This is a genomic window from Agromyces sp. H66 (genome assembly GCF_004959775.1).
GTDB lineage: Bacteria > Actinomycetota > Actinomycetes > Actinomycetales > Microbacteriaceae > Agromyces.
The window spans coordinates 34920-61301 of the sequence record NZ_SJZG01000012.1 but is presented as its reverse complement, the minus strand read 5'-3'; the positions used below and the strand labels follow the sequence as shown (position 1 = coordinate 61301).

The following is a 26382-nucleotide window of genomic DNA, read 5'->3' as shown; positions in this document are numbered from 1 at the left end:
CGGTCCGCCGCTACAGTGTTCTGGTGACCTCCCCCGCCGCGCCCGCCGGCCGGGCACGGCTCCCCTGGGTGCGACTCGCGCTCGTCGGGGCGGCCGGAGGCCTCCTCTCCGGTGCCTTCGGCGTCGGTGGGGGAATCCTCATGGTGCCCCTCCTCATGACCTTCGCCGGCATGAACCAGCGCCGGGCGTCGTCGGCCTCGCTCGCGGCGATCGTGCCGGCCGCCGTCGCCGGCTCCATCACGTATCTCGTGAACGGGCAGGTCGACCTGCTCGCGACGCTGTTCGTCGCGATCGGCGGCATCGCCGGGTCGTGGGTCGGATCGTGGCTGCTGCGGCGCCTCTCGCTCGGCTGGTTGCGCTGGCTCTTCATCGCCCTGCTCGTCGCCGTGGCGGTCCGCATGCTGCTGGCGATCCCGGAGCGGGGCGACGGCGCACTCGAGTTCGACGTGGCCTCGGTCGCCGCCATGCTGGCGCTCGGCGTCGCCATCGGCTTCGCCTCGGGCCTGTTCGGGATCGGCGGCGGCATCATCATGGTGCCCGCGTTCATCGCGTTGTTCGGCATGAGCGATCTGGTGGCGAAGGGCACGTCGCTTGCGGTGATGATCCCGACCGCGGTGAGCGGCACGATCGCGAACGCACGAGCCGGCATCGTCGACCTGCGCGCCGCCGTCATCGTGGGCGTCGCGGCCACGGCGGCGTCGTTCGCCGGGGTCGCCATCGCGTTCCTGCTCTCGCCGGAATGGTCGGCGCGCCTGTTCGCGGCGCTCGTCATCGTCGCCGCGGTGCAGCTGACCGTTCGCGCGATCGCGCTGCGGAGGCGGGAGCGGCCGCGTGACGCGTGAGTCCGGGCGGCGCGCCGGCTGGTACGACGACCCTTCGACGGAGCTCAGGGACCGCGAGTCGGATGCCGCGCGGTTGCGCTACTGGGACGGCGTGAAGTGGAGCCCGCACACGGCGCCGAAGCCGACCGCCGACGAGGTCGACCAGGTCTCCGGGCACACCGTGCGCCTGCGTGCACCCGACGAGCACACGACGGTGCCGTTGCCGCCCGGGCCCGTGGACTCCGCGAAATCCGGCGCCTGGTTCACCCGCGCGCTCGGGCACCTGCGGCGGACCGGCGGCGCACGACGCTCGCGGCTCGTCAGGGAGCACACCAATCCGAGAACCCGCCCTGCAGGCTGAGCGCGACACGTCCCGTCGAGATCTCGACGATCGTGGTCATCCTCTCGGTGAAACCCGGATCGCCTGAGTAGCCGTCGGGGCGACTGTCGTCGGGTGACTCCGCGACGGCGACCCAGCGCCCGTTCGGCGAGGTGCAGTGGTCGCGGATGACGCTCGTCGGCACCGCCGGCGCGAACAGCTTCGAGAGTTCGCCGTCGGCGCCGACGGCGGCGAGCATCGAGGAACGCACGTTCCGGCCGGCCTCCACGCGCGCCTGCACGAGGGAGACGAGGTACCGACCCTCGCCGTCGAGCACGCTGATGTGGTCGGCGTAGACGTTGTCGGCGAGCTCCGGCGTCTGGAGCTCGAGCGCGGTCGCCGTTCCGTCGGCGAGGCCGAGGACGCTGCCGCCATCGGGATCGGCGACCAGGAGTTCGCTCGTGCCGGCGATGAAGCCGCGGATCTCGGCGTGCACGCCGAGCGGCGTCGGGGATTCGCCTCCCAGTGCGTCGACGAGGTACAGGCCCTGCTCGAAGTCCTGCGCCACGAGCGACGTGGTGCCCGGCACGAAGGCCCACGACATGACGCGCATCGGCGTGCCGTCGAGGGCGAGCACCGGCAGCGGCGCGGCCGGCGCGGTGCCCGAGAGGTCCAGCGTCATCAGCTCCGCCGCATGCTGCCGGACGCCCTCGACGGCCGGGGTGTCGAGCACGAACCCGACGAGCGGGTGCGTCGTCGACGCCGCAAGGTCGCGGATCGTGGCACCCTGCGGCAGTGCGAGTTCGGCGGGGTCGGGCTGCGCATCCTTCGACAGCGCGATCCCGTTCCGCCCCTCGTCGTCGACGGTCACGACGACGAGCACCGCGCCGGCGCGGGCGAACTCCTGGATGCGCGGCGCGCTGAACACCACCTCGGGGCGGGGATCGGCGAACGAGCTGCGCTGCACGAGGTCGGCCTCGCCCCGATGGCTTCGGCGGTGCAACACGTACACGTCTTCGTCGGGCGTGGCGAAGCGATGCTCGACGACGGCCGGTGCCGCCTGGTACGCCCCCACCACCCCCGGCACCCGCACGGTGTACTCGGCCGCGTAGTCGAGCGGTCGGTCGAAGGTGATCACGATGTCGCGGTCGTCGACGGTCGCGGTGACGGATGTCGCGGGCTCGACCTCGATGGCTGCGGCGTCGATCTCGACGACCGGCTGATTGAGCGTGAGCGTCAGCCGCTCCCCCGCGAGCCGCGTCGCGCTCGCGACGTCGAGCTCGGCGGTGTCGAGGCGCGGGCCCTGCACGAGTCCGGCGAACCCGAACCCCGCGACGGCGACGACGAGCACCAGGACGGTGCCGATCAGGCGCTGCCGGAAGGGACCCTGGCGGCCGTCGTCCGACCGGGCCGCCGACGAGGCCGGGGGCGCCGCGGACGCCTCAGAAGACATACGGCTGGTCGGGTTGGTCGGTCACGGCGAGTTCGTCGGCCGTGAGCAGCAACGTCTCGGCAGTTGGGCTGCCGACGTTCGCCTCGAACAGTCCGGTGGCGGTGACCCACTGGTCGGGCTCGAACTGTTCGCGCCAGCCCGGGAGGTACACGGGCACGCCCACGGGCTGGGCATCCACGGCGCAGCACGTCACGGTGAAGCGGGCGATGTAGAACACGTTCTCGGGGTCGTCGGGCGACGCCGTGACGAAGCCCGTCACCTCGATGGCGCGACCGGCGAAGAAGTCGGGATCGGGATTCTGCCGCAGCAGCACGGCCCAGTCCTTGACCGTGAACCGGGACGTGTCGCCGCCGATCAGGTCGGGGGCGTCGGCCCCGGCCGACACCGCCGACGTGTTGATGCTTCGCTGGGTCGCGGTCGCCGAGGTGAGTGTGGCCGGCGGCAGCGCGAGGAGCGCGGCCGCCGCCATCACCACCACGACCGTACCGAGGACCGCCCGGATGCGGCCTCCGCCCCGATGCTCGTGGTGCTCGTCGTGCTCGTGCTGCTCGTGCTCCCCGGGAAGCGGCGCCATGGCGAATGCGGCGATCGTGAGCACCGAGGCGATCACCGCCATGATGACGGTGAACTCGAAGTAGCGCGGATGGATGTAGAGGCCGAGCCGGCCGGTGGCGGCGAGCCATCCGGTGGCGACGATGCCGACGAGCGAGAGCACGATGCCCTGCCACCGTGCGATGAGCTGTTCACGCAAGGGCGTTCACCGCCAATCCGAGTGCGGCCGCGGCGAGGCCGACGAGCAGGGAGAGCTGCAGCAGGGTCCGTGCCGTGAAGGTGGTGCGCATGAGGGCGAGCATCTTCACGTCGATGACGGGACCGAATACGAGGAAGGCGACGATCGCACCCGGCATGAACGTCGAGCCGAACGCGAGGATGAAGAACGCGTCGACGTTCGAGCAGATGGCGATGACGAACGCGAGCGCCATGAGCGCGAAGACCGAGAGCACGGGGTTCTGGCCGAGCGTGATGAGCAGGTCGCGGGAGATCCCGACCTGGATGATCCCGGCGACCGCCGAGCCGACGAAGAGCGCCGGGAGCATCGCCGACGTCTCGGTGCGGAACATGTCGACGCTCCGCCGCGTGCGGGTGGCCGGTGCCTCGTGGCCCGCGCGTGCGCAACTGGCCTGGAAGCCTGGCGTGAGCAGTCGCATCGGTTCGGGATGCCGGCTGTAGATCCAGCCGATGAGGTTCGCGATGACGAAGCCGCCGAGGATGCGGCTGACGAGGATCCCGTCGTCCCAGCCGAAGGCCTGGTAGGTCGTGATGATCGTGACGGGGTTGAGGATCGGCGCCGCGACCAGGAACGTCATCGCCTCGCCGATGCTGAGCCCGCGCAGGATGAGTCCTCGCGCCAGGGGGACGTTGCCGCACTCGCAGACGGGGAGCAGTACGCCGAGCAGCGAGATGGTGACGCGCCGGGCGACCGGATCCCTCGGCAGCCGCCGGAGCAGGAAGCCCTCGGGCAGCCACACCTGCACGCCGATCGACAGCAGGATGCCGAGGAAGACGAACGGGAGGCTCTCGATGACGACGCTGATCGACAGGGTGAAGAAGTCTCGCACCGAGTTCGAGAGCGTGTCGCCCACGCTTTCGGGGGCGAACACCCGGATCGCGACGAAGAGCAGCACGAGTGCGATCCCGAGCGACAGGCCGACCCAGGTGGGAGGCCGTTGCGTGAGCCGGGGCGCCGGGGGCTGCAGGGTGGCTGGGGTCCACGGGCTCCAGCGTAGAGGACCGCATCGCGGGGTTCGAGCGCGTCGAGTGTCGGCGGACACGGGTACGATCCGGGCATGCGATTCCGGTTCACCGCTCCGCTCTGGGAGTGGGACGCACAGGGTGGTTGGTTCTTCCTGACGCTCCCCGAGGAGGCCGCCACCGACATCAAGGAAGTGCCGCGGATGCCGCGTGGCTTCGGTTCGGTGCGGGTGCGCGCCACCGTCGGCACCACGACGTGGTCCACCTCGGTGTTCCCCGACTCGAAGCTCGGCAGCTACGTGCTGCCGGTGAAGAAGGCCGTGCGCTCGGCCGAGGGACTCGAGCGCGGCGACGACGTGCGAGTCGACCTCGAGGTGCTCGACCTCTAGCTACCCGCGTGGCCCGGGGCAGCGGGCTTCGAGGCGGCGCTGGCGCGCCTCCTCAACCCGCGGAGCGCGCCTTGGCCGCGAGGTAGCGCTGCTCGGGCCCGTTGAGCGTGCGGCGTGCCGCCTCGGCGAACGCGAGCGACGCGGCATCCGTCGAGCCCGACCGCTCCAGCAGGTGCGCCCGCACGGCCCACGTGCGGTGATGGTCGGCGAGTGCAGCCGAATCGGCTTCGGCGCGGTCGAGCGCCGCGAGTCCGGCCGCGGGGCCCTCGACCATGGCGAGCGCCACGATGCGCCCGAGCGTCACCATCGGGCCGGGCGCGAGGCGCGCGAGCAGGTCGTAGAGTCCGAGGATCTCGAGCCAATCCGTGGCCTTGGTCGAGGACGCCTCGTCGTGCACGGCGGCGATGGCCGCCTGCAACTGATACGGCCCGATGGGGGCGCGGTCGAGCACGTCGGTCACGATCGCGACGCCCTCCTCGATCATGCGTCGGTCCCAGCGGGTGCGGTCCTGCTCGTCGAGGGGCACGAGCGCGCCGGTGTCGTCGGTGCGGGCGGCGCGTCGCGCGTCCGTGAGCAGCATCAGGGCGAGGAGCCCGGAGGTCTCGCCCGATGCATCCGGGTCCGCTCCGTGGAGCTGGCGGGCGAGGCGGATCGCCTCCGCCGAAAGGTCCACGCGGGCGAGCCGATCGCCCGAGCTCGCCGTGTGCCCTTCGGTGAAGATGAGGTAGAGCACGTGGCGGAGCGCGGCGAGGCGGGCCTCGAGCTCGTCGGCACGGGGCATCCGGAATCCCTCGCCGCTCGCCCGGATGCGCGCCTTCGCGCGCGAGATGCGCTGCGCGACCGTGGACTCGGGCACGAGCAGGGCGCGGGCGATCTCCGCCGTGGTGAGGCCGCCGACCGCACGCAGCGTGAGCGCGACCTGCGCGGCCCGCGTCAGCGCCGGGTGGCAGCAGAGCAGGAACAGCGTGAGCGTGTCGTCGGCGGCAGGCACGGGTGCCGGGGGCGGTTCCAACTCGGCGGCGTGCGACTCGCGGCGTCGACGTGCGGCATCCGATCGCACCTGGTCGATGTAGCGGCGTGCGGCGACCCGCACGAGCCAGGCGCGCGGGCTGTCGGGCACGCCGTCGCGCGGCCATTGGTCGGATGCGGCGATGAGCGCCTCCTGCACGGCGTCCTCGCACGCCTCGAAGTCGCCGTAGCGCCGCACGAGCACCGCGAGCGCCGACGGGGCGGCGTCTCGCAGTGCCCGCACCGCGTCGGTCACGAGCGGCTCCCCCGCGGCGCCCGGGTCGTGCGTCACGGTCAGAGGTCGTCGCCGCCGCTCATCTCGAGCACGGGACGCACCTCGATGAGGCCGAACCGCGATTCGGGGAACCGCGCCGCGATCTCGATCGCACGCGACTCGCTCTCGCAGTCGACGAGGTAGAAGCCCGCGAGCAACTCCTTCGTCTCGGCGAACGGCCCATCGCTCGCGACGGCGCCGTCGTCGGTCGCCGTGACCCGCTTGGCGAGCGAGACGTCGGCGAGCGCCTCGCTCGCGACCAGCTCACCGCGCGAAGCGAGCTCCTCGCTGATGCCCTGGTAGTACGCGTACCCCTCGGCCTGCTCCTCAGGGCTGAAGCCCTCCCACACGGCGCGCGACTCGGGGTTGCTGAAGATCTGGATGAGGTACTTCATCGCTGATCGCTCCTTCGTTCGACGGGAGGGCCGGACCGCGCTCCCACCAGTATGTCGAGGCAGGTCGCCGATTCTCGACGTCGGCCGCGACGTCCGTGCGTATCGGTCGCGATCGTGCGGCGCACGGGCTTGACAGCGCGGCATCCGCTCACCGAACCTTCGATTGCGAGTTGCACGCGAGAGGGGGCGTGGTGACCACCTTCGGTGTCGAAGAGGAGTTCCAGTTCCTGGATCCCGAGACGTTGCGTCCCGCGAATGTCGCAGCGTACGTGTTCGGCGCGCTGACGAGCTCCCCCGAGTGGCGGGACGTGACGCACAAGGAGTTCCTCGCCTCGCAGGTGGAACACGCCTCGGCGGTGTTCACCGACCACGACCGGGCGCGCGCGTCGCTCGTCGGGTTCCGGCGGTTCGTGGCCGATCGCGCGTCCGAGCTGGGGGTGGTCGCCGCGAGCACGGGGACGCCGCCCGACACCTCCCCGTTCCCCGCGATCACGGACGTCCAGCGGTACCACCGGATCGTGCGCGACATGGCGGGCGTCATCGCCGACCACCAACTGAACGGCCTGCACGTGCACGTCGGCGTTCCCGACCGGGAGGCCGGTGTCGTCGCGCTGAACGCGGCACGCCCGTGGATGCCGCTGCTCACCGCCATGTCGACGAACTCGCCGCTCTGGCGCGGCCACGACACGGACTACGACGGCTGGCGCACGATCCTGCTGCGGCGCTGGACCACCTCGGGCTGCCCGCCGGCCTTCGTGGACGCCGCCGACTACGACCGGCGCATCGCTCGACTGCTCGGCATCGGCGGCATGAAGGATCTCGCACTCCTCGCCTGGGACCTGCGCCTCTCGGAGCACCTGCCCACGATCGAGTTCCGCATGGCCGACGCGCAACTCGACGCGGAGACGACGTTGCTCATCGCGGCCGTCGTGCGGGCCCTCGTGACGCACGCGCTCGCGAAGCCCGAGGCGACGGATGCCGCAGCCGACGCGTCGGCGGACGTGCCGCCCGAGCTCCTCTCGGCCGCCTTGATGCATTCGGCGCGATTCGGCATGCGCCGGGAGGTTTTCGATCCGGCGACGGGCGGACTCGCGCCTGCGGGCGAAGCGCTGACGAGGTTCGTGCGGATCCTCGAACGCGAGCTCACCGAGGCGGGCGACGTGGAGGCGGTGTCCGAGGCGGTGGCGCGGATGCTGCGGGAGGGCACGGGCGCGGAGCGTCAGCGCGCGGCGTTCTCGCGGGGCGGCATACCCGGCGTGCGACGGCTCATGGAGTCCACGGTGGTCGCCGATCACGGTCGGCACGGCGAGCCGACGGCGTCGAGCCGGTAGGGCGGCGGCGCCTCCGCGCCCGGGGTTCCCGTTCGCGCCGGGCGTTGCCGCCCCGCCTGCGACATCCGGCGGGAACGGCAACACCCGGCGCTCAACGGAGCCCGTCAGTCGAGCAGGTGCTCAAGCGCCGTGTTCATCCAGGCCGCCCGGGTCGCGGCATCCGTGATCCCCTCGAAGCCGAAGCCGGTGATGAGCGATCCCGGGGTGGCCACCACCGCGGCTTCGGGGAAGCCCGCTGCCGTCGTGATGACGAAGTTGTTCGGGTTCGGCGCACTGCCCTCGGCAGGACCGGTGACCTCCCAGCCGCCGGTGTCCGAGCCCTCGAACGACGTCGACCCGATGCCCGTCGACACGGTGATGTCGTCGACGAACATGCCGAGCCCCTGGGTGGCCCAGTCGCTGATGTACGCGATCGACACCTCGACCTGACCGCCGGCGTAGGCCGACAGGTCGACCGTCCACTGCTGCCAGCCGCCCGAGTTGCCCGACGCGGCCCACCACTCGCCGCCGGTGGCGCCGGTCGGGTCGCAGGACGTGTCGTCGACGAACGTCTGGTAGTGGTCGAGGTGCGGGTGCAGGTCGCGCCAGCCGGCCGGGCAGCTGTCCCCGGTGTCCTGGTCGGTGTGAGCGTTGACGTCGGGCAGGGTCGTCCAGTCCTCCCCGCCGGCAGTGCGTGCCTCGACGGCGACGAAGTCCCAGTGCGCCTCGGTGTCGTACGAGGTCCAGAAGGACATCGTGGCGCCGCCGGCCGGAACGTCGATCGTGTTGGTCAGGCGCTTGTACGACACGTCGCCGATCTGCGAGTAGGCGTAGGCGTCGCCGGTGTGCGGCTCGAACGGGCCGCCCTCGCGATCCCACCTGCCCGCGACCCAGCTCTCGAACTGCGGGTACGTCGCCGGGTCGAGGATGCCGCTCGTCGTGATGAACGAGTTGCTGTGGCCCTGGTTCTGCGCACTGTCGGCTCCGTTGAAGCCCCAGTCGAGGCCGGTGAACGGAGCGTCGACTCCCAGCACGTCGAGGATGCTGCCGTCGTCGGCGGTGCCGGCGTCATCGACGGCCAGGTAGGCGCCGAGCCAGTACTGCAGCACGTCGTTCGTGAAGTCGCCCGAGCCGCCGAGCGCCCGGCACCGTGCGAACACCTCGGGATCGGCGCGGCACTCGGCGTTCTCGGCCGTGGGGTCGTAGAACTGCGTGCCGACGTTCGGCGTGTACTGGCTGCCCGCCCACGAGCCGGTGTACAGCACGCGACCGCCCTCGTTCATGAAGTCGCGGACCTCGAGGACCTCGTCCATCGCCAGCCGGGAGGCGTTGCCGCCGCCCCAGCCGAGGTCGCGCGTCACGATGTCGTCGCCGGTGTACCAGATGACGGCGTCGTAGTGCGAGAGCACTCCGAGCGCGTCGGGCGCGACTCGTCCGCGGGCGTCGACATCGTAGACGTCGTACCCGGTGCCGTTGGCGTCGAGCGCTGCGGTGTAGGAGTCGAGGTAGTGCGGCCCTGCGCCCTGGTCGGGCGAGGCGCCCGTGTAGTCCTCGGCGGCGAGGATCAGCACGTCGTCCTCGGATTCCTCGACGGCCTGGTAGGTGAAGGAGTCGCTCTCCTCTCCGCCGCCCTCGAACCAGACCTCGACGCTGTCGCCCGGACTGGTGCCCGTGACGACGCCGCTCATGATGGCGTAGTGCCTACCGGTCTGGCCGCCGTAGCGGTCGCCGCCCGTCCACTCCTCGGTCGGAGCGCTCACGGGGTCGCCGCCGTTGACGGAGTACTTCAGGGTCACGTCGCCGAGGCTCCGGCGAGCCAGGACGCGCACCTCCTGCGGGTCGCCGTAGGAGTAGTCGAACGTGAAGTTCGCCAACGGCAGGCCGGTCTTGTAGGTGTCGTCGCTCTTCAGGTAGAAGGGCTTGGTCTCGAGGCCGAGGTGCGAGACCGGGTCGGCCGGATCGGCCGCGGACTTGGCCACGTCGAGCGCGAACGGCAGGGCGCGCTCGAACTCGGCCTGCACCTGCACCTCGTCGTCGGGGAAGACGAAGCCGCCGCCCGCGTCGCCCTCGCCGAGTTCCGGCGTCCAGCCGAGGGTTCCTCGTTCGGCGTGCGCGTAATCGGTGGTCTCGCCGTTGGTCACGTACAGCACGTCCGACGACAGGCCCGGCTCGAAGCCCGGGATGGTCGGGGTGTCGAGGTTGCCCGAGAGCGCGTAGTAGATGGGGTCGTCGGCTGTCGGGGTGCCGATCTGCCAGCCTTCCGCGTACAGCAGCCACTCGCCGAAGGAGTGGTAGTTCACGTGGAACGAGAAGTCGACCTGGTCGTACAGGGCGATCATGGCCTGCGTCTCGGGTTCGGAGGCGGGCGAGGGGCCTCGGTAGGTCTCGCTCGAGATCTGCGATGACGAACCCTCTTCGTCGTAGCCGAAGTGCTCGGGGTAGTTGCGGTTGGGGTCGACGCCGTCGGCGCGGGTGATCTGGCCGTCGTTGTCGTTGTCGCGCAGGTTCTTCCGCCAGAGCCGCTCGTGATCGAACGTGTACTGGTATCCGTCGGGGTTGGCGACGAGCACGAACCAGAACTCGTTGTTCTTCAGGAGGTCCCTGACCTCGCGATCGTTGGCGCGCCAGCCGTCGATGAACGAGTTCATCAGTCGCCGGTTCACCTCGGTGGAGATCCACTCCCGCGCGTGCTGGGTCGAGCTGTAGAGCACCGCGGGCCGAGTGCCGTCGGCGATGCCCCTGGCGCCTTCGGTCAGCTTCATCGCGATGAGTTCGCGACCCTGGTGGGTTTCGCCGAGCACCTCGAGCTTGACCAACTGCGGGTTGTCCTTCGCGAGCTGGTACAGCTCGTCGCGGATGCCGCCTGGTTCGTCCCATGACCGCCAGACGTCGTATCCGGACGCCGCCTGCTCGGCCGCGAGCTGTCTCGCGGACTTGCCGTCCTTGTTCTTCTTGACCTTGACGTCGATGCCGCGGCCACGGAGGCTCTCGGCCTCCTCATCGGTGAGGACGAGGTCGACGTTCACGCCGGACTCGCTGTGCAGGGCTTCGGAGAGATCGAAGCCCGACGCGGCGAGTTCGGCGGCCTGGGCGGCGTCGACCTCCGCCGTGTACATGTCGAGCGCGCCGTCGTCGTCGACGGCGCTCGCCCCGATGGGGCCCAACATCGACATCGCCACGGCGAGCGTGGCGATACCGACGAGCGTGTTGCGAATGGAGCGGGTGGAGCGATTTCCGGCCATGAGAACTCCCCTTCGGTCCGTCTCCCGGCCCCGGAACGTGAGTGACGTCATCGTCGTGCGATCCCCGTGTTCGCCACATGTCCGTTGCTCCCTGCGGACTCTAGGGGTTAGAGTGCTCCTCCCCGTCGCCGCGTGTCAAGGTTCAGTCCACGTTTGCGCCCCGCTTCGCGGTTCTCCGCTTCAGCAGCCGGGCCCCGCGGGGTTCGCGTTGCAGTCGCCCCGCGTGAGGACCGTGTCGAACTCGCCGACGAGCACGCGCTGTGGATCACCCGCAACGGTGAGCGTGCCCGCGATCCCGCGCCACGGCGAACCGGCGAACCGGTACTCGGCGCGCAGTTCGACCGCGAGTTCGACGGTGTACGCGCCCGAGCGGTCGTAGACGTGACTCGTCGCCGTGTCACTGAACTCGCGCTGCCCGAGGGCCGCCCAGGTCGTACCTGGCGTGGATGCCACGACCACGGCCCCGTCGCTGTGCGTCCATCGGTAGCCGACCGGCGTGAACCGCACGTCGGCCGGTTGTCCGAGCAGGGCGCCGGACACGACCTCGACGGATGCCGCGGCGACGAAGTTCGCGGGCAGCCCCTCGATCGCCCAGCCGGCGGGTTCCATCCCGTTGCCGGGCGTGGCCGGTCGGAACGAGGCGATGTCCCGCAGCGTCACGACGACCGGCTCGTCGGGCTCGTCGGGCGGGACGGCGGGGTCGGCGGCGCAGAGCTCGAGGTTCGTGGGGCTGCAGGCGACCGGTGGGGGTGGGGCGGTATCGGCAGCGAGTTCTCCCCCGGGAGGAGTCGCTGAATCGGGCATCTGCCCGCTGCTAGGACCACCGCCTCCGTCCCAGATCGCATCGAGGATTGCTTCACCGGTCCCAAGCGATCCATCGATACTTGGACAGCCAAGCCATCCAACGCCTTCACTACAGGGTTCGACGGATTGCGGGAGGACTTGCGCCGAGTAGGGGAAGCTGCCCAGCCCCGCTACCCAGGAAAGGGCAGACAGAATCAGCAGAAATCGTCGCCCGACCATTGCTCCACCCCGTCGACCACAAGGAGCCTCGGATCAGATGTGTCAGAGATGAGGTGGGCCTGCAACGGAACCCGATCATCACGATCATCCGGGGTCACGTCGTCGCCGTTTACATTGACTGCTCGCGCACCGCTCACGTCTCGACAGAGATAGATCGAGACCTCTGCGCTCCCATCAAGAGCCGACCAACCGGCGAGGGAAGTCGTGTCGACGGAAATGCTCCCCACCAATCGCAGCCCGGCCGTTTGCAGGGCCGAGAACTCTTCTAGCACTTGAGGTGCAAACCGCTCCGACACATACGGGAGAACTCGGTCTGCGTCGGCCCCGCCGTCCATGGATACCGCGGCCGATGCCGCTCTGTACTCCTCATACGCTGCAACCGCCGCGGCAAGCGCCTCCTCGTCGGAGGCGAAGACCGGGTCAGCGGACGCCGGGGCCGACGGAGTCGGCGTGCTCTCGGGTGCGCCGGTGCAGCCGCTGAGCGTGAGCGCGAACATACCGGCAGCAGCGATCGCGACACCATGACGGCGCATCACGACTCGATGGTGGCGGAGGCTCGGCATGGCGATGAGCCTAGGCGAGCGGCACCTCGCGGACGGTCGTTATCCACAACTCGATCTGTGCCCGCTACTGCATGAGATCGCGAATCAGCTCGCCCCACTCGAAGCCGCACTCACGGCAATCGAACAACGGACCATCGACGTCGAAGGAGTCGGCTGCGGCATCCGTCTGGTCGATCTCCACCTGCATCGAGGTCGAGTGGATGACCGCACGCACCGCGACCGATCCGCAGCGCGGGCACGGCTCGTCGAGCACGTCGTGCCCGACGGTGATCTGCACCTGGTTCGTCGTCATGCGGCCACCGTACGCCCGACAGCCGATATCGCTCGTCGCACACGCTGATGACGCCGGCCGAGACGACCGTTTCCCTCTCAGAGGGTCAGTACTCCGGCACCGCGGCACTTCGGTACTGCGGCACTTCGGCACCGCGGCACTTCGGTACCGCGGCACCTCGGCACTTCGGTACTTCGGCACCCCCACACCGCGGCACTTCGGCACCACGGCACCACGGCACCGCATCCCGAACCGGAACACATGCTTCGGCCGCCGAGGTTCGCAAGCCGAAGACTGCAACGCCGGGACCGGCGGCGACTCAACCCTGGTCGCGCCGCTTCCGCCCGCTGACCTTGTGCGTCGCCGTGACCTCGAACGTGCGGCGAAGCGGGTCGGCGACCTCGGCGTGCCGACGCTGCGCCACCCGCACGAACAGGAAGTCCACGAGCGCGAGCTGTGCGATTCGGCTCGACATCGCCCCCATCCGGTAGGTCGACTCGCGCGCCTGCGTCGTGAGCACGGCGTCGGCGACCTCGGTGATGGGGGATTCGGACGAATTGGTGAGCGCCACCGTCAAGGCGCCCGCCTCTCGCGCGACGCTCAGCGCGTGGATCGTCTCCGACGTGAGACCCGAATGCGAGACGCCGATCGCGACGTCGCCCGGCTTGCGCAGCGCCGCCGACACGAGCGCGACGTGCACGTCGATCGAGCAGAACGCCGAGATGCCGATGCGCGCGAGCTTCTGCTGCAGGTCCTGGGCCGTCAGTCCGCTCGCGCCGAACCCGTACAGGTCCACGTGACCGGCGGCCGCGATCGCATCGACGACCCGATCGAGCACCTCGACGTCGAGTCCCTGCGCGGTCTGCTCGATCGCCAGCACCTCGTGGAACGCGATCTTCGCCACCACCTCGGCGGCGGAATCATCCGGGCTGATGTCCGAGTCGGCGAGTCCGAACCGGTCGCGCTCGGCCGCCTCGCGGCTGATCGCGCTCGCCACCTCCATGCGGAACTCCCGGTACCCGCTGTACCCGAGCGTCTGGCAGAAGCGCGCGACCGTCGACAGGGATGTGCCGCAGCGCTGCGCGAGCTCGGTGATCGTGAAATCCACGACGATCGAGGGATCCGCGATGATCGCCTCGGCTACGCGCGCCTCCGACGAGCTCAGCCGCGGCAGCGCCTGCCGCACGTTCGAGAGCACGTCACGGGCCATCGGTCTCCTCCGGTCGGATCGCGGCGGACGCAGCCACCGGCGCGGCGTCTGCGGACACGTCACTCAGAGCATCGCGCAACACGCCATCATGCGACGAGAGGCGCGCGACGGCCTCCTCGGGTGTGACCCCGGAAATGGTCACGAGGATCGCCGCCTTCACCGACCCGCCCACAGATTCGAGGGCAGCGGATGCCGCGGCCGCGTCCGCTCCCGTGGCGAGCATGACGATGCGTTCCGCACGGGCACGCAGCTTCGCGTTCGTGGCCTGCACGTCGACCATGAGGTTCCCGTGCACCTTGCCGAGCCGCACCATCGCGATCGTCGAGATGGCGTTGAGCACGAGCTTCTGCGCCGTGCCGCCCTTCAGGCGCGTCGAGCCGGCCACGATCTCGGGGCCGACGACGGTCTCGATGGCGAGGTCCGCGACCGATGCGATGCGACTCCCCGCGTTGCAGGCGAGCGCCACCGTGAGGGCACCGATCGCGCGAGCCCGCTCGAGCGCACCGACGACGTACGGCGTGCGACCCGACGCCGAGATGCCGACGACCGCGTCGCCGGCCGTGAGCCCGATCGCCTCGAGGTCGGCCGCGCCGCGGGCACCCTCGTCCTCGGCGTCCTCCACCGCCGACCGCAGCGCCACGTCGCCTCCGGCGATGACGCCGACCACGAGCGACGGATCGGTGCCGAACGTCGGCGGGATCTCGCTCGCGTCCAGCACGCCCATGCGCCCGGCGGTGCCCGCCCCGACGTACACGAGTCGACCGCCGGCACGCAGGCGCGGCACGATCGCGTCGATCGCGGCCGCGATCTGCGGCACCGCGTCCGACACCGCGGCGACGGCCTGCGCGCTCTCCTCCTGCATGGCGGCGAGCTGCGCCTCGGTGCCGAGCAGGTCGAACTCGCCGTGCGAGTCGTTGACGCGCTCGGTCGAGAGCTCGCCGAGCAACTCCCGCAGCGCGTCATGCCCGTGCGGTGCCGTGTGGTTCATCGCGGTGTTCCCCCGAGGTCGGTGGCGGTACTGGTGGTGACGGTGACGGATGCCACGCCCGCGAGCGGCGGCGGCAGCTGCAGCGGCATCCGTCCGGGCGTGAAGCGTCCGGCGACGCGCGGCTCCCCCGAACCGGCCGCCGACAATCGCACCGGGACGCCGTGCCAGCTCAGGACGCCGACGAGCGCGAACATGAGCGACTCCTTGAACGCCGGGTCGATGCCGCGGGCGTCGCTCGACTCGACCCGGATGCCGCGGTCGGCGGCGAGCGCCCCGAGACGCGCCAGCAGCACGGGATTCAGCGCCCCGCCGCCCGACACGATGAGGTCGGTCGGGGCATCCGTCGCCGGAATGGCGTTGACGACCGTGCGCGCAGTGAGCTCGGTGAGCGTGGCGCAGAGGTCCTCGAGCGGCGGCGTCGCGAGGGGGGATGCCGCGATCGACCCGTCGCCCGAACCGACCGCGTCGAGCGCCCGGTCGACGACGCCGAGGTCGAACGTCTCGCGTCCGGTGGTCTTCGGCACGGGCGCGGCGAAATACGGATGCCCCAGCAACTCGTCGAGGAGTCGGCGGTCGACGTGCCCGGTCGCCGCGAGGCGTCCGCCCTCGTCGCATCCGGCCTCGCCGCCGGTGGCACGCGCGACGACCGCATCGAGGAGCGCGTTGCCGGGTCCGCTGTCGAACGCGATGACCTCGCCGGATGGCCGCACGACCTGCACGTTGGCGATGCCGCCGAGGTTCACCGTCGCGATCGCACGATCCGCCGCCGCGGCCTCGGCGCCGAGCCACAGCCGATCGAACAGCGCCATGAGCGGGGCGCCCTCGCCGCCCGCGGCTATGTCCGCCGCGCGCAGATGCGAGAGCACGGGCGCGCCCACGCGGTCGGCGATCCACGCCGGTTCGCCGAGCTGCAGGGTTCCGCGCGCACGGCCGCCCTCGACCCAGTGGAAGAGCGTCTGGCCGTGCGACACGACGAGGTCGGGCGTGACCGCAGTGGCGTCGACACCCGCCGCGGCCGCCGACGCGAACGCCTGCCCGAGACGCGTGTCGAGCTCGCAGAACGCACCCGCGGAGAGCGTCTCGCCCGCCGACGCGGCGAGGATCCGCGCCCGGAGCTCGGGCTCCCAGTCGAGGGTCGCGGTGTGCCGCACGCGCAGCCCTGCCGCCGGGCGGGCGGACGGTCTCGAGTCGCCGCTCCGCGGCTCCCCGACCACCGGGTCGAGCGTGAACTCGACGACCGCGACGTCGATGCCGTCGGCCGACGTGCCGGATTGCAGCGACGACACGATCATGCGCTCGCCTCCAGGCGTCCGCCCGCGGCGAGCACCGCGCTCGCGGTCTCGGCGGCGAGCCGGCTCGCGGCGCGCGTGTGCAGCGCGGCGAGCGGCAGCGGCCCACCGGGCCAGCCGACGTCGACGACGACCGCGCCCGGGCGGATCGCCGCCAACTGCTCGATCACGTCGCGCTGTGCGCCCTGCGACGAGCCGACGCGATCGACGAGCACGACGAGCGGCTCCTCCCGCTGCGCCGCCGCCGCAACGGCCGACCGGAGCGACGCGCCGGCGGCCTCGCCTGCGTCGGCGCCCGCACCGGCAACCCCGCCCACGTCGAGTCGCACGACCTCCCCGCCGCCTGCGAGCGCGTCGGCGACGTAGTCGGCGTCGCCGTCCACCGCGATCGTGGCCCGCCCGCGCGCATCGAGCACGGTGCGCGGCGCCGGCATGGGCGGGAACCACGCGTCGACCGTGATCGCGGCACGGGCGACGGATGCCGCGTCGAGCGCCGCTCGCGAGGCATCCGTCGCCCTCCCCCGTTCGCCGGCCGTCCCACCGCCGGCGAGTGCGGCACCGAGCGCCCCCACTCGTGCCGCCGCCCGTTCGAGCACCGCCACCGGCAGCGCGCCGTCGTCGATCGCGGCGAGGATGGCCCCCTGCACCTCGCGGAAGTCGCGTTCGTCCTGATCGGGCATCGCCGCGGCACCCGGGTTCCTCGGGTTCCCGACGCAGAGCAGGTCGGCCCCGGCGAGGAGCGCCCGCACCGCGCCCGGCCCCGCCCCGACCGTGTCGCGCACGGCCGCCATGTCGAGCGCGTCCGAGACGATCACGCCGTCGAAGCCCATCGCGCGCAGCCGCCCCAGCACCGCCGGGTTGAGCGTCGCGGGCGCCTCGCCCCACGCGGGCACCACGAGGTGGCCGGTCATCACGGCCGCGGCACCGGCGTCGATCGCCGCGCGGAACGGCGGCAGGTGCATCCGCTCGATCTCCTCGGGGTCAAGGTCGAGGTACGGCAGCGCGACGTGCGAGTCGAGGTGGGTGTCGCCGTGACCCGGGAAGTGCTTCACGCAGGCCGCCGCGCCGGCCGACTGGATGCCGCGGACCGCCGCCGCGACGTGCCGGGAGACGAGCTCGGGCGTCGACCCGAACGCGCGCACGCCGATCACCGGATTGCCCGGGTCGGTGTTCACGTCGGCGACGGGAGCGAGCACCACGTTCGCGCCGACCGCGAGCGAACGTGCGGCCAGTTCGCGAGCGACGGCGGTCGTGGCATCCGGGTCGTCGACGAAGCCCAGCTGGGCGGCGCCCGGCAGGGTCGAGCCCGTGCGCGCCTCGAGGCGCGAGACGTTGCCGCCCTCCTCGTCGATGCCGATGAGGAGGTTCGGGGCGAGGTCGCGGAAGGTGCCGGCGGAGGGCACGTTGTGCGAGAACAGCACCGCGCCCGCGAGTCCCCCGTCGCCGAGCTCGCGTCGGAGCCAGTCGGGCACCTCGCGGCCGAGGTACCCGGGCCACAGCACCCCGCCCACGAGACGCCGGAGCGCGGGGTCGTTCACCGCGCTCATCCCTTGACCGCACCCGCCACGAGGCCCGCCGAGAGGCGGCGCTGCACGACGACGAAGAAGATCATGACGGGGATCGTGATGATCGTGGACGCCGCCATGATGTAGCCCCACTCGTTCGTGTGCTCGCCGAAGAACTGCTTGAGCCCGATCGCGACGGTGTAGTTCTCGGATGCCCCGCCGAGCAGCGTCATGGCGAAGATGAACTCGTTCCACGCGGTGATGAACGAGAAGACGGAGGTCGCGACGAGTCCGGGCATCACGAGCGGCAGCAGCACCGAGCGGAACATGCGTCCCCAGGTCGCGCCGTCGAGGTAGGCGGCCTCCTCGAGTTCGATGGGCACCGCCGCGACGAAGCCGCGGAGCATCCAGATGCCGAACGGCAGCGACAGGGCGACGTAGACGACCATCAGGCCGAGCAGCGTGTTGAGGAGCCCGAGGTCGCGCACCTGCACGAACAGCGGGATGACGAGCGCCTCGAGCGGCACCATCTGCACGACGAGGATCATGAGCAGCATCGAGGTGCGGAAGCGGAAGCGGAACCGCGCCACGGCGACCGATGCGAGGAGCGCGAGCACGGCGCTCGCGAGCACCGTGACGAGCGCGACCATCGCCGAGTTGCGCAGGAACACGTCGAAGCCGCCCTCGGTGAGCACGTACCCGAAGTTCTCGAGCGAGAACTCGCGCGGCAGCAGCGTCTGCCCGCCGGATCCGGCGCGAGCGTCGAACGCGCTCGAGAGCATCCAGAACGCGGGGAAGAGCGTGAACGCGAGCAGCAGCACGACGAGCACGGCCTTCACGGCGGAGGCCCGGGCGTTGCGGCTCACAGTTCCTCCTCCTTCAGCATGGTGCGCACGTAGACGACGGTGATGCCGAGCAGCACGACGGTGAGCAGCACGGCGATCGCCGAGCCGAAGCCGTAGCGGTTCTGCCCGAACGACTCGACGTACGACCACACGCCGAGGTTCAGCGCCTCGCGGTTCGAGCCCGCGCCGCCCGGCATGAGGTAGACCTGCGCGAACACCTTGAAGTCCCAGATCGTGGAGAGGATGATCACGACGGCGAACACCTGCCGGAGGTTCGGCACGATGATCGACCAGAAGCGGCGCCACGAGCCCGCGCCGTCGACCTCGGCGGCCTCGAGCATCTCCTTGGGCACGCCGAGAAGGCCCGCGAGGATCGTGATGGCCACGAACGGGAAGCCGTGGTGGATGACGTTGAGGAGCACGATCGCGTAGAACGTGTAGCGGTTCGTGAACCAGTTGACGGGCTCGTCCTGCAGGCCGATGGCCTGGAGCGTCTCGTTCACGATGCCGCGGTCGGCGTCGAAGATCCACACCCAGACGTACGTGCCGGTGACGGCGGGCATGGCCCAGGCGATCATGATCGCGCTGCCGACGACGGTGCGCCAGACCGGGCCGAGCGACGCCATGAGCACCGCGACCGCCGTGCCGAGGGCCACGGTGCCCGCGACGGCGAGCACCGCGAAGCCCACGGTGTTCGGCAGCACCACGGTCCAGAGGGTGGGGTCCGTGAAGATCTCGCCGTAGTTGGCGAGGCCGATCCAGTTCGCATCGCCCGAGACGATCTCGCGCAGGCCGTAGTCCTGCAGCGAGAAGAGGAACACGCGCACCAGCGGCCAGAGCAGCAGCACGGCGAGCACCGCGAGCGCGGGCGCGAGCAGCAGCCACGGACGCGCGCGGACGAGCGGGTTCTTCCGTTGCACGGGCCCGCCGGCCGCGCGGGGGGACTCCGCCCCCCGCGCGACCTGCGGCGCCTGGATCGTCGAGGTCACGACGTCAGTCGCCGTTCATGATCTCGTTCATCTCCGCAGCGGCGTCGGCCGTCGCCTGCTCGACCGTCTTCTGCCCGGAGAGGATCGCCTGGATGGCGGTGTTGGTGGTCTTCTTCGCCTGCACCGCGCCGTACTTCGGCGTCACGGGAACCGTGCCGCCGCCCTCGACGAGCTGCGTGGCGAACGGCGCGACGAGCGGGTCATCCGACTCCATCGTCTCGGCGAGCAGCGACGCCTGGCCCGGGAAGTAGCCCGACTGCTCGCCCCACTGCTCGGCGAACTCACCGGTGGTCATGAGCTTGATGAACTCCCACGCGAGGTCGGGGTTCTTCGCGGTGCTGAACATCGACAGGTGCGAGCCGCCGAGCACCGACGGCGCGATGCCGCCGTCCTTGCCGGGGATCGGGGTCGCGGCGAACTTGCCCTCGAGCTCGGCGTTCTTCTCGACGATCGCCGCGGGCGTCCACGAGCCCATGAGCGCCATCGCGACGTTGCCCTGCGAGAAGTTGTCGAGGACGTCGGTCTCCTTCCAGGTCGTCGCGCCGGCCGACGAGAAGCCGTGCTCCGTCGCGAGGCCCGTGTAGAAGGCGATGCCATCCTGCGACTCGGCGCTGTCGAGCCCCGAGACCCACTCGTCGCCGTCCTGCTCGGCGACCTCGCCGCCCGCGCCCCAGACCCACGGGTATACGGGGAACTCGGCGTCGCCTGGCACGGCGAAGGCCATCATCTCGGGGTGCGCGGCCTTGACGGCCTCGCCGGCCGCGACGATGTCGTCCCAGCTGGCCGGCGCCTCGAGCCCGAGCTCCTCGAAGATGTCGGAGCGGTAGACGAGCGAGCGCACCCCGGCGTACCAGGGCATGCCGTACAGCTCGTCGTCGTAGGTTCCGGATGCCACGAGCCCTTCGACGAGGTCGCCGCCGAGACCCTCGTCCTCGACGAAGTCGCCGATCGGGGCGAGGGCGCCCGCGTCGGCGAACTCGGCGGTCCAGGTGGTGCCCGTCTCCGCGACATCCGGCGTCGTACCGCCGGCGATCGACGTGACGAACCGGTCGTGCGCGTCGGCCCACTGCACGAACTCGACGTCGAGCTCGGCGCCGGTCTCCTCGGTGAAGGCCTCGGCGACGTCGTCGAAGAACGCCTCGGAGTCGGGGTTCGTGCCCTCCATGATCCAGACGCTCAGCGTCTCGCCCTCGGCGCTCACGTCGCCGCTGTCGGCGTTCGAGCCGCCCGAGCAGGCGGTGAGCCCGAATGCGGCCGTGGCGAGCACGGCGACGGGCAGCAGTCTTCTCTTCATTGATGGCTCCTCGTTGGAGATCTCGGTGGCGCAGCGCGCCCGGGGAATGTGACTCTGGAAGTAGTATTCGCGAAGCACGCAATGTTTGCAAGAAGTTTCCGAAATCGTGATCTCGTCGCGATCGTCGGTCCGAACGGATGCCGCGGCCCCTAGGCTCGGATTCGTGAACAGTGTCGCATCCGGCAACGGGTCGGCCGGCATCGCGGCCGACCGCTGGGTGCTCGGCGTGGACGTCGGCGGCACGGGCTCGCGGGCGGCGCTGGAGCCGCTGGAGCCGTCGGATCCCCTCGATCCGCGGGGGAACGGCGGCGCCGAGCGACGGGCACTCGAGGGCGGACGCGTGGCCGTGGCATCCGGCGGCTCGACCGCGCCCGAGATCATCGCCGAGCTCATCGAGCAGGTCCGGGCGCAGTGGCCGGATGCCGCGATCGCGGCGGTCGGCATCGGGGCCACCGGGCTGGCCTCGCTCGTGACCTCCCCCGGAGCGGCGCTCGAGCGACTCGGACGCGCCACGGGTGGAGCGCCCCTCGCCCTCGCGATCGACGCCGTGACCGCGCACCTCGGCGCGCTCGGCGGGCGACCCGGCGCCGTCGTCGCCGTGGGCACGGGCGCCATCGCGATCGGCACCGACCTGCGCACGCACTGGCGCAGGGTCGGCGGCTGGGGTCACCTGTGGGACGACCGCGGCTCGGCCGCCTGGATCGGCATCGAGGCGTTGAAGGCCGCCATCCAGACGCACGACGGCATCACCGACGACGCCCGCGCGCTCCTCGACGCGGCGGTCGACCGCTTCGGTCCGGCGCACTCGTGGCCGGGCCATCTGCTCACCCGGGAGGACCGCGCGGGCCGGCTCGCCGGGTTCGCGAGGGATGTCGCGGGGCTCGCGGCATCCGGTGACGACGCGTCGACCGACATCATGCGCCGTGCGGGGGCCGCGGTCGCCGCCACCCTCGCGGCCGCGCTCGACCCCGCCCTGCCGCAGACGGCCTCGGGCGTCGGCGGCGTGTTCGCCGCCGACGGGGCGTTCACGGCGTCGTTCGAGCAGGAGTTCGCGCGCCTCGCGCCGGACGCCGAGCTCGTCGCACCCGCGGGCACCCCGCTCGACGGCGCGGTACGGCTGGCGCGCCTGGTGGCGGCGGGCGACATGCCGGCGGGGCATCCGCCGTTCCTCTGGACCTGGCGTGGCTGAGACCAGCGCCGGCCTGCTGCTCTACCGTCGGATGCCCCGGTTCGAGGTGTTCCTCGGCCACATGGGCGGCCCGTTCTGGCGGGGCAAGGATGCCTCGGCGTGGTCGATCCCGAAGGGCACGTTCACCGACGAGGAGCCGCTCGCGGCCGCGCTGCGCGAATTCGCGGAGGAGGTCGGACACCCGGCGCCCGACGTCGAGTACCGGGAGCTCGGCGCCTTCCGGTACGCCTCGGGCAAGCGCGTGTGGGTCTTCGCCGGCGAGAGCGACTTCGACGCGAGCGACATCCGGAGCAACACCTTCGAGCTGGAGTGGCCGCCGCGGTCGGGTCGACGGCAGTCGTTCCCCGAACTCGACGCGGCCGGATGGTTCGCGCTCGACGATGCGCGGGAACGGCTCGTGAAGGGACAGCGGCCGGCGCTCGAGGCGCTCGCACGGCTCGTCGGGGCCTGACTCCGGCGGCGGCGGGCGTTCCTCGCGGCGGCGGCTCGAGTTCGGGCGGCCGCCGCGAACACGGGCCGCCGTGAGGTGCGGGATGTGCGCTCAGGCACGGGCGAGGATCGCGGCCGTGTCGGTGCCGGGCGGCAGCGTGCCGTAGAGCATGCCGCCCGTGCCCTCGAGGCGCGTGCGCACGAACGCGTCGGCGACCGCGCCGGGCGAGTGCTCGATGAGGAGCGCCGCCTGCAGCACGAGCGCGAGCCGCTCGGTGAGCTCCCGGGCCCGGGATGCCGCGGCCGCGACATCCGCCGCCACCTCGCGCACCACCGACTGCGCCTCGGCGAGCGCGAGGTCGAAGCCCGCGTGCTCGCCGCCCGCCCGCCCGGCGACGTCGAAGAACGCGTCGAACGCCTCGGGCTCGCGGGCGAGCACCCGCAGCACGTCGAGCGCGATGACGTTGCCCGAGCCCTCCCAGATCGCGAGCAGCGGCTGCTCGCGGTAGCGCCGCGCGAGCGGGAACGTCTCGGTGTACCCGTTGCCGCCGAGGCACTCGAGCGCCTCGTACGCGTGCCCCGGCCCGCGCTTGCAGACCCAGTACTTCGCCACCGCGGTGGCGAGCCGGCGGAAGGCCCGCTCGGCATCGTCGGCGTCGGTTCCCCTGAGCTCCGCCGAAGGGTCGTCGTACGCGCGCGCGAGCCGCATGGACGTGAGCGTCGCCGCCTCGGACTCGAGCGCGAGGTCGGCCACGACGGCCGCCATCGCCGGCTGGTCGACGAGGAGGGACCCGAACGCGCTGCGGTGCCGGACGTGCCACGCCGCCTCGGCGACCGACTGGCGCATGCCGGCGGCCGTGCCGATGACGCAGTCGAGCCGGGTGCGGTTGACCATCTGCACGATGGTGGCGACCCCGCGACCCTCCTCGCCCACGAGCCACGCGGTCGTGCCGTCGAACTCGACCTCACTCGACGCGTTCGAGCGGTTGCCGAGCTTGTCCTTCAGCCGCTGGACGCGGAACACGTTGCGCGAGCCGTCGGGCAGCACCCGCGGCAGGAAGAAGCAGCTGAGCCCGCCCGGCGCCTGCGCGAGCACGAGGAACGCGTCGCTCATGGGCGCGCTGCAGAACCACTTGTGGCCGGTCAGCCGGAACTCGCGCCCCCACGGGCCGTCGGCGCCGGTCGGCTCGGCGCGCGTGGTGTTCGCGCGCACGTCGGAACCGCCCTGCTTCTCGGTCATGGCCATGCCGACGATCGCCGAGCGCTTGCCGCCGGCCGCCCCTCCGCCCAACTCGGGTTCGTACTCCCGGCTCAGCAGCCGCGGCATCCACTCGTCGCGGAGTCCGGATGCCGCGAGCTCGAGCACCGGCACGGCCGCGTGCGTCATCGACACCGGGCAGGAATGCCCGGGCTCGACCTGCGCGAAGAGGAAGAACGCCGCGGCGCGGTCGACGTTCGCGCCCGGCCCCGGATCGGCCCACGCCGAGGTGTGCGCACCCGCTCCGAGCGCGGCCGCCATGATGCGGTGGTACGCGTCGTCGTACTCCACCTCGTCGATCCGGTGACCCCGCCGATCGTGCGTGTGCAGCACGGGCGGGCGCGTGTTCGCGCGCTCGGCGTCGCGCTGGAACGCCGCCGAGCCGACGAGGGCGCCGATCGCGTGCAGGCCGGGGCGGCCCGCGGCATCCGTTCCCCGTCGCCCCCACCGCGCGACCGCCTCGAGCAGCGGCGCATCGGCCGCGTACTCGTCGACGCCCTCGCGGGGCGGTGCCTGGTTGAGGATCTCGTGCGTGCTCATGGTCGGCCTCCGCGAGCCATTCTCACCCGCGGGTGCCGGTGCGGGTAGGGGCGGCTGGAGGGCGAGGATTCAGCCCTGAGCGATATCCCCCCACCGGAGGATGTCGGCGGCACCCGCTTGGATGCAGACTGAGCGGGTGCATCGCCGAGCCCGGCGCTCCAGCTCCGCCCGGTCGACCTTCCCCCGCACGCCATCCTCCACACCGTTCGCTCTCGTCCCTCACGGAGAACCATGCTCGGCAGACTCCTCATCCGCTATCTCAGGCCCTACCGGTGGTTACTCGTCGGCGTCCTGGCGTTCCAGTTCGCCTCGGCGCTCGCCTCGCTGTACCTGCCGAGCCTCAACGCCGACATCATCGACGAGGGGGTCGCGAAGGGCGACACCGACTACATCTGGTCGACCGGCGCGTTCATGCTGGCGATCTCGCTCGCCCAGATCACCGCGGCCATCATCGCCACCTACTTCGCGGCCAAGGCCGCGATGCGGGTCGGCCGCGACGTGCGCAACGACGTGTTCGACAAGGTGAGCGCCTTCTCCGAGCGCGAGGTGTCGCAGTTCGGGCCCGGCTCCCTCATCACCCGCAACACGAACGACGTGCAGCAGGTGCAGATGGTCGCCATGACCGGTGCGACGATGCTCGTGAGCGCGCCGCTGCTCGCGATCGGCGGCATCATCATGGCGCTGCGGCAGGACGTCGGGCTGAGCTGGCTCATCTGGGTCTCGGTCGCCACCATCCTCCTGGTCGCGGGCATCGTCGTCTCGCGGATGGTGCCGCTGTTCCGCACCTACCAGAAGAAGCTCGACGCGGTGAACCGCATCCTGCGCGAGCAGCTCACCGGCATCCGGGTGGTGCGCGCATTCGTGCGCGAGCGCATCGAGGAGGAGCGGTTCCGCGGCGCCAACACCGACATCATGGACGTCGGGCGCCGCGTGGGCACCCTGTTCATCACGCTGTTCCCGCTGTTCATGCTCGTGCTGAACCTGACCGTCATCGGCGTGATCTGGTTCGGCGCCGTCGAGGTCGACGAGGGCAACGTGCAGATCGGCACCCTGTTCGCCTTCATGCAGTACGTGGGCATCATCCTGAGCGGCGTCCTCATGGCCGCGTTCATGACGATCATGATCCCGCGCGCGGCGGTGTCGGCCGAGCGCATCGGCGAGGTGCTCGCCAGCGAGTCCACGCTCACTCGGCCGGCGAAGCCGGTCACCGAGTTCCCCGAGGTGGGCACCGTCGAGTTCCGGGATGCCGCGTTCGCCTACCCCGGCGCCGAGCACGCGGTGCTCGAGGGCATCACGTTCCGCGCCGAGCGGGGTGAGACCGTCGCGATCGTCGGCTCCACGGGTGCGGGCAAGACGACGCTCGTCTCGCTCATCCCGCGGCTGTTCGACGCGACGAGCGGTGCGGTGCTCGTGAACGGCGTCGACGTGCGCGAGGCCGACCTCGATCGGTTGTGGAAGACCATCGGCCTCGTGCCGCAGCGTCCGTTCCTGTTCGCCGGCACCGTGGCATCCAACCTGCGCTTCGGCCGCGAGGAGGCCACCGACGAAGACCTGTGGCACGCACTCGAGATCGCGCAGGGCCGCGACTTCGTCGCCGAGATGGAGGGCGGCCTCGACGCCCGCATCTCGCAGGGCGGCACCAACGTGTCGGGCGGCCAACGCCAACGCCTCGCGATCGCCCGGGCGATCGTGCACCGGCCCGACATCCTCGTCTTCGACGACTCGTTCTCGGCGCTCGACCTCACCACCGACGCGAGGCTCAGACAGGCGCTGTGGCGTGAGTTGCCCGACGTGACGAAGATCGTCGTCGCCCAGCGCGTCTCGACCATCACCGATGCCGACCGCATCATCGTGCTCGACGACGGCGGCATGGTCGGCGTCGGCACGCATGACGAGCTGGTCGAGACCAGCAGCACCTACCGCGAGATCGTCGAATCCCAGCTCGGAGTGGAGGCCACGGCATGAGCGCCGACATGGAGAAGCCCGAACAGGGCGCCGGCCGCGGCCGAGGGCGCGCCCGGGGCGG

Annotated in this window: 24 protein-coding genes; 7 read left to right on the top strand and 17 right to left on the bottom strand. The window is 71.4% G+C overall.

The genetic code is table 11. The annotated features are described in order from the left end of the window. Nucleotides 1-23 precede the first annotated feature (23 nt). A complete protein-coding gene (locus tag EZM51_RS20660; RefSeq protein WP_169053959.1) occupies nt 24-842 on the top strand; it encodes a sulfite exporter TauE/SafE family protein in 819 nt (272 codons plus the stop codon). Next, complete coding sequence (locus EZM51_RS17035; protein WP_136709505.1) at nt 832-1182, top strand: DUF2510 domain-containing protein; 351 nt, start codon at nt 832-834, stop codon at nt 1180-1182. The genes EZM51_RS20660 and EZM51_RS17035 overlap by 11 nt, the downstream gene beginning before the upstream one ends. On the opposite strand, the gene EZM51_RS17030 is transcribed toward EZM51_RS17035, so the two are convergent. Genes EZM51_RS17030 through EZM51_RS17020 form a run of 3 tightly spaced genes read right to left on the bottom strand, consistent with a single transcriptional unit; the run spans nt 1142 to nt 4278 of the window. Continuing rightward, nucleotides 1142-2593, bottom strand: a complete 1452-nt coding sequence (locus EZM51_RS17030) for a hypothetical protein (protein ID WP_136709504.1) — start codon at nt 2591-2593, stop codon at nt 1142-1144. The genes EZM51_RS17035 and EZM51_RS17030 overlap by 41 nt on opposite strands. Then, nucleotides 2583-3344: a TIGR03943 family protein gene (locus tag EZM51_RS17025; protein ID WP_136709503.1), complete on the bottom strand. Its 762-nt coding sequence runs from the start codon at nt 3342-3344 to the stop codon at nt 2583-2585. Before EZM51_RS17025 ends, EZM51_RS17030 begins: the two co-directional genes overlap by 11 nt. Continuing rightward, entirely contained in the window at nt 3337-4278 is a 942-nt protein-coding gene (locus EZM51_RS17020; protein ID WP_349236072.1) for a permease, read from the bottom strand. The genes EZM51_RS17025 and EZM51_RS17020 overlap by 8 nt, the downstream gene beginning before the upstream one ends. Before the next feature lie 162 nt (nt 4279-4440). Between EZM51_RS17020 and EZM51_RS17015 the strand changes: the two genes are divergently transcribed. Next, complete coding sequence (locus tag EZM51_RS17015; protein ID WP_136709502.1) at nt 4441-4734, top strand: DUF1905 domain-containing protein; 294 nt, start codon at nt 4441-4443, stop codon at nt 4732-4734. 52 nt (nt 4735-4786) lie between these two features. Here the strand turns inward: EZM51_RS17015 and EZM51_RS17010 are convergent, their stop codons facing one another. Both EZM51_RS17010 and EZM51_RS17005 read right to left on the bottom strand, forming a co-directional pair. Beyond that, nucleotides 4787-6034 carry a sigma-70 family RNA polymerase sigma factor gene (locus EZM51_RS17010; RefSeq protein ID WP_248305721.1) on the bottom strand — a complete coding sequence of 416 codons (1248 nt, stop codon included), beginning with the start codon at nt 6032-6034 and terminating at the stop codon, nt 4787-4789. 2 nt (nt 6035-6036) lie between these two features. Next, entirely contained in the window at nt 6037-6411 is a 375-nt protein-coding gene (locus tag EZM51_RS17005; RefSeq protein ID WP_136709501.1) for a YciI family protein, read from the bottom strand. Between the two features lie 191 nt (nt 6412-6602). Between EZM51_RS17005 and EZM51_RS17000 the strand changes: the two genes are divergently transcribed. After that, the gene (locus tag EZM51_RS17000; protein WP_136709500.1) at nt 6603-7742 is read left to right on the top strand and encodes a YbdK family carboxylate-amine ligase; all 1140 of its coding nucleotides are present in this window, start codon (nt 6603-6605) and stop codon (nt 7740-7742) included. Between the two features lie 104 nt (nt 7743-7846). Here EZM51_RS17000 and EZM51_RS16995 read toward each other — a convergent pair whose 3' ends face one another. The 11 genes from EZM51_RS16995 to EZM51_RS16940 all read right to left on the bottom strand — a co-directional run bounded on the left by EZM51_RS16995 (nt 7847) and on the right by EZM51_RS16940 (nt 20940). Continuing rightward, the gene (locus EZM51_RS16995) at nt 7847-10963 is read right to left on the bottom strand and encodes a M14 family metallopeptidase (RefSeq protein WP_169053958.1); all 3117 of its coding nucleotides are present in this window, start codon (nt 10961-10963) and stop codon (nt 7847-7849) included. A 180-nt stretch (nt 10964-11143) separates the two neighbouring features. Continuing rightward, entirely contained in the window at nt 11144-11767 is a 624-nt protein-coding gene (locus EZM51_RS20655; protein ID WP_169053957.1) for a hypothetical protein, read from the bottom strand. A 194-nt stretch (nt 11768-11961) separates the two neighbouring features. Beyond that, nucleotides 11962-12549, bottom strand: coding sequence for a hypothetical protein (locus EZM51_RS16980; RefSeq protein ID WP_136709496.1), 588 nt, complete (start codon nt 12547-12549; stop codon nt 11962-11964). A 64-nt stretch (nt 12550-12613) separates the two neighbouring features. Continuing rightward, nucleotides 12614-12841, bottom strand: a complete 228-nt coding sequence (locus tag EZM51_RS20650) for a hypothetical protein (protein ID WP_169053956.1) — start codon at nt 12839-12841, stop codon at nt 12614-12616. Between the two features lie 298 nt (nt 12842-13139). Further along, nucleotides 13140-14030, bottom strand: coding sequence for a MurR/RpiR family transcriptional regulator (locus tag EZM51_RS16970; protein WP_136709495.1), 891 nt, complete (start codon nt 14028-14030; stop codon nt 13140-13142). Then, on the bottom strand, nt 14020-15018 hold the full coding sequence (murQ, locus tag EZM51_RS16965) for an N-acetylmuramic acid 6-phosphate etherase (protein ID WP_136709494.1): 999 nt from the start codon (nt 15016-15018) through the stop codon (nt 14020-14022). Before murQ ends, EZM51_RS16970 begins: the two co-directional genes overlap by 11 nt. Further along, nucleotides 15015-16310: an anhydro-N-acetylmuramic acid kinase gene (locus EZM51_RS16960; protein ID WP_136709493.1), complete on the bottom strand. Its 1296-nt coding sequence runs from the start codon at nt 16308-16310 to the stop codon at nt 15015-15017. Before EZM51_RS16960 ends, murQ begins: the two co-directional genes overlap by 4 nt. Further along, nucleotides 16307-17854, bottom strand: coding sequence for a glycoside hydrolase family 3 N-terminal domain-containing protein (locus EZM51_RS16955; protein WP_136709492.1), 1548 nt, complete (start codon nt 17852-17854; stop codon nt 16307-16309). The genes EZM51_RS16960 and EZM51_RS16955 overlap by 4 nt, the downstream gene beginning before the upstream one ends. Further along, nucleotides 17851-18678: a carbohydrate ABC transporter permease gene (locus EZM51_RS16950; RefSeq protein ID WP_211195962.1), complete on the bottom strand. Its 828-nt coding sequence runs from the start codon at nt 18676-18678 to the stop codon at nt 17851-17853. Before EZM51_RS16950 ends, EZM51_RS16955 begins: the two co-directional genes overlap by 4 nt. Further along, nucleotides 18675-19646, bottom strand: a complete 972-nt coding sequence (locus EZM51_RS16945; RefSeq protein WP_136709491.1) for a sugar ABC transporter permease — start codon at nt 19644-19646, stop codon at nt 18675-18677. Before EZM51_RS16945 ends, EZM51_RS16950 begins: the two co-directional genes overlap by 4 nt. Nucleotides 19647-19650: 4 nt before the next feature. Then, nucleotides 19651-20940, bottom strand: a complete 1290-nt coding sequence (locus tag EZM51_RS16940; protein WP_136709490.1) for a sugar ABC transporter substrate-binding protein — start codon at nt 20938-20940, stop codon at nt 19651-19653. Between the two features lie 163 nt (nt 20941-21103). Between EZM51_RS16940 and EZM51_RS16935 the strand changes: the two genes are divergently transcribed. Both EZM51_RS16935 and EZM51_RS16930 read left to right on the top strand, forming a co-directional pair. Then, nucleotides 21104-22129, top strand: a complete 1026-nt coding sequence (locus EZM51_RS16935; RefSeq protein WP_169053955.1) for a BadF/BadG/BcrA/BcrD ATPase family protein — start codon at nt 21104-21106, stop codon at nt 22127-22129. Next, the gene (locus EZM51_RS16930; RefSeq protein ID WP_136709488.1) at nt 22122-22580 is read left to right on the top strand and encodes an NUDIX domain-containing protein; all 459 of its coding nucleotides are present in this window, start codon (nt 22122-22124) and stop codon (nt 22578-22580) included. Before EZM51_RS16935 ends, EZM51_RS16930 begins: the two co-directional genes overlap by 8 nt. Nucleotides 22581-22670: 90 nt before the next feature. Here EZM51_RS16930 and EZM51_RS16925 read toward each other — a convergent pair whose 3' ends face one another. Beyond that, nucleotides 22671-24356 (bottom strand): acyl-CoA dehydrogenase family protein, encoded by a 1686-nt coding sequence (locus tag EZM51_RS16925; RefSeq protein WP_136709487.1) that lies wholly within the window; start codon nt 24354-24356, stop codon nt 22671-22673. A 231-nt stretch (nt 24357-24587) separates the two neighbouring features. Here EZM51_RS16925 and EZM51_RS16920 point away from each other — a divergent pair, with 231 nt between their 5' ends. Continuing rightward, nucleotides 24588-26321 carry an ABC transporter ATP-binding protein gene (locus EZM51_RS16920; RefSeq protein WP_136709486.1) on the top strand — a complete coding sequence of 578 codons (1734 nt, stop codon included), beginning with the start codon at nt 24588-24590 and terminating at the stop codon, nt 26319-26321. The last annotated feature ends 61 nt before the right edge of the window (nt 26322-26382 follow it).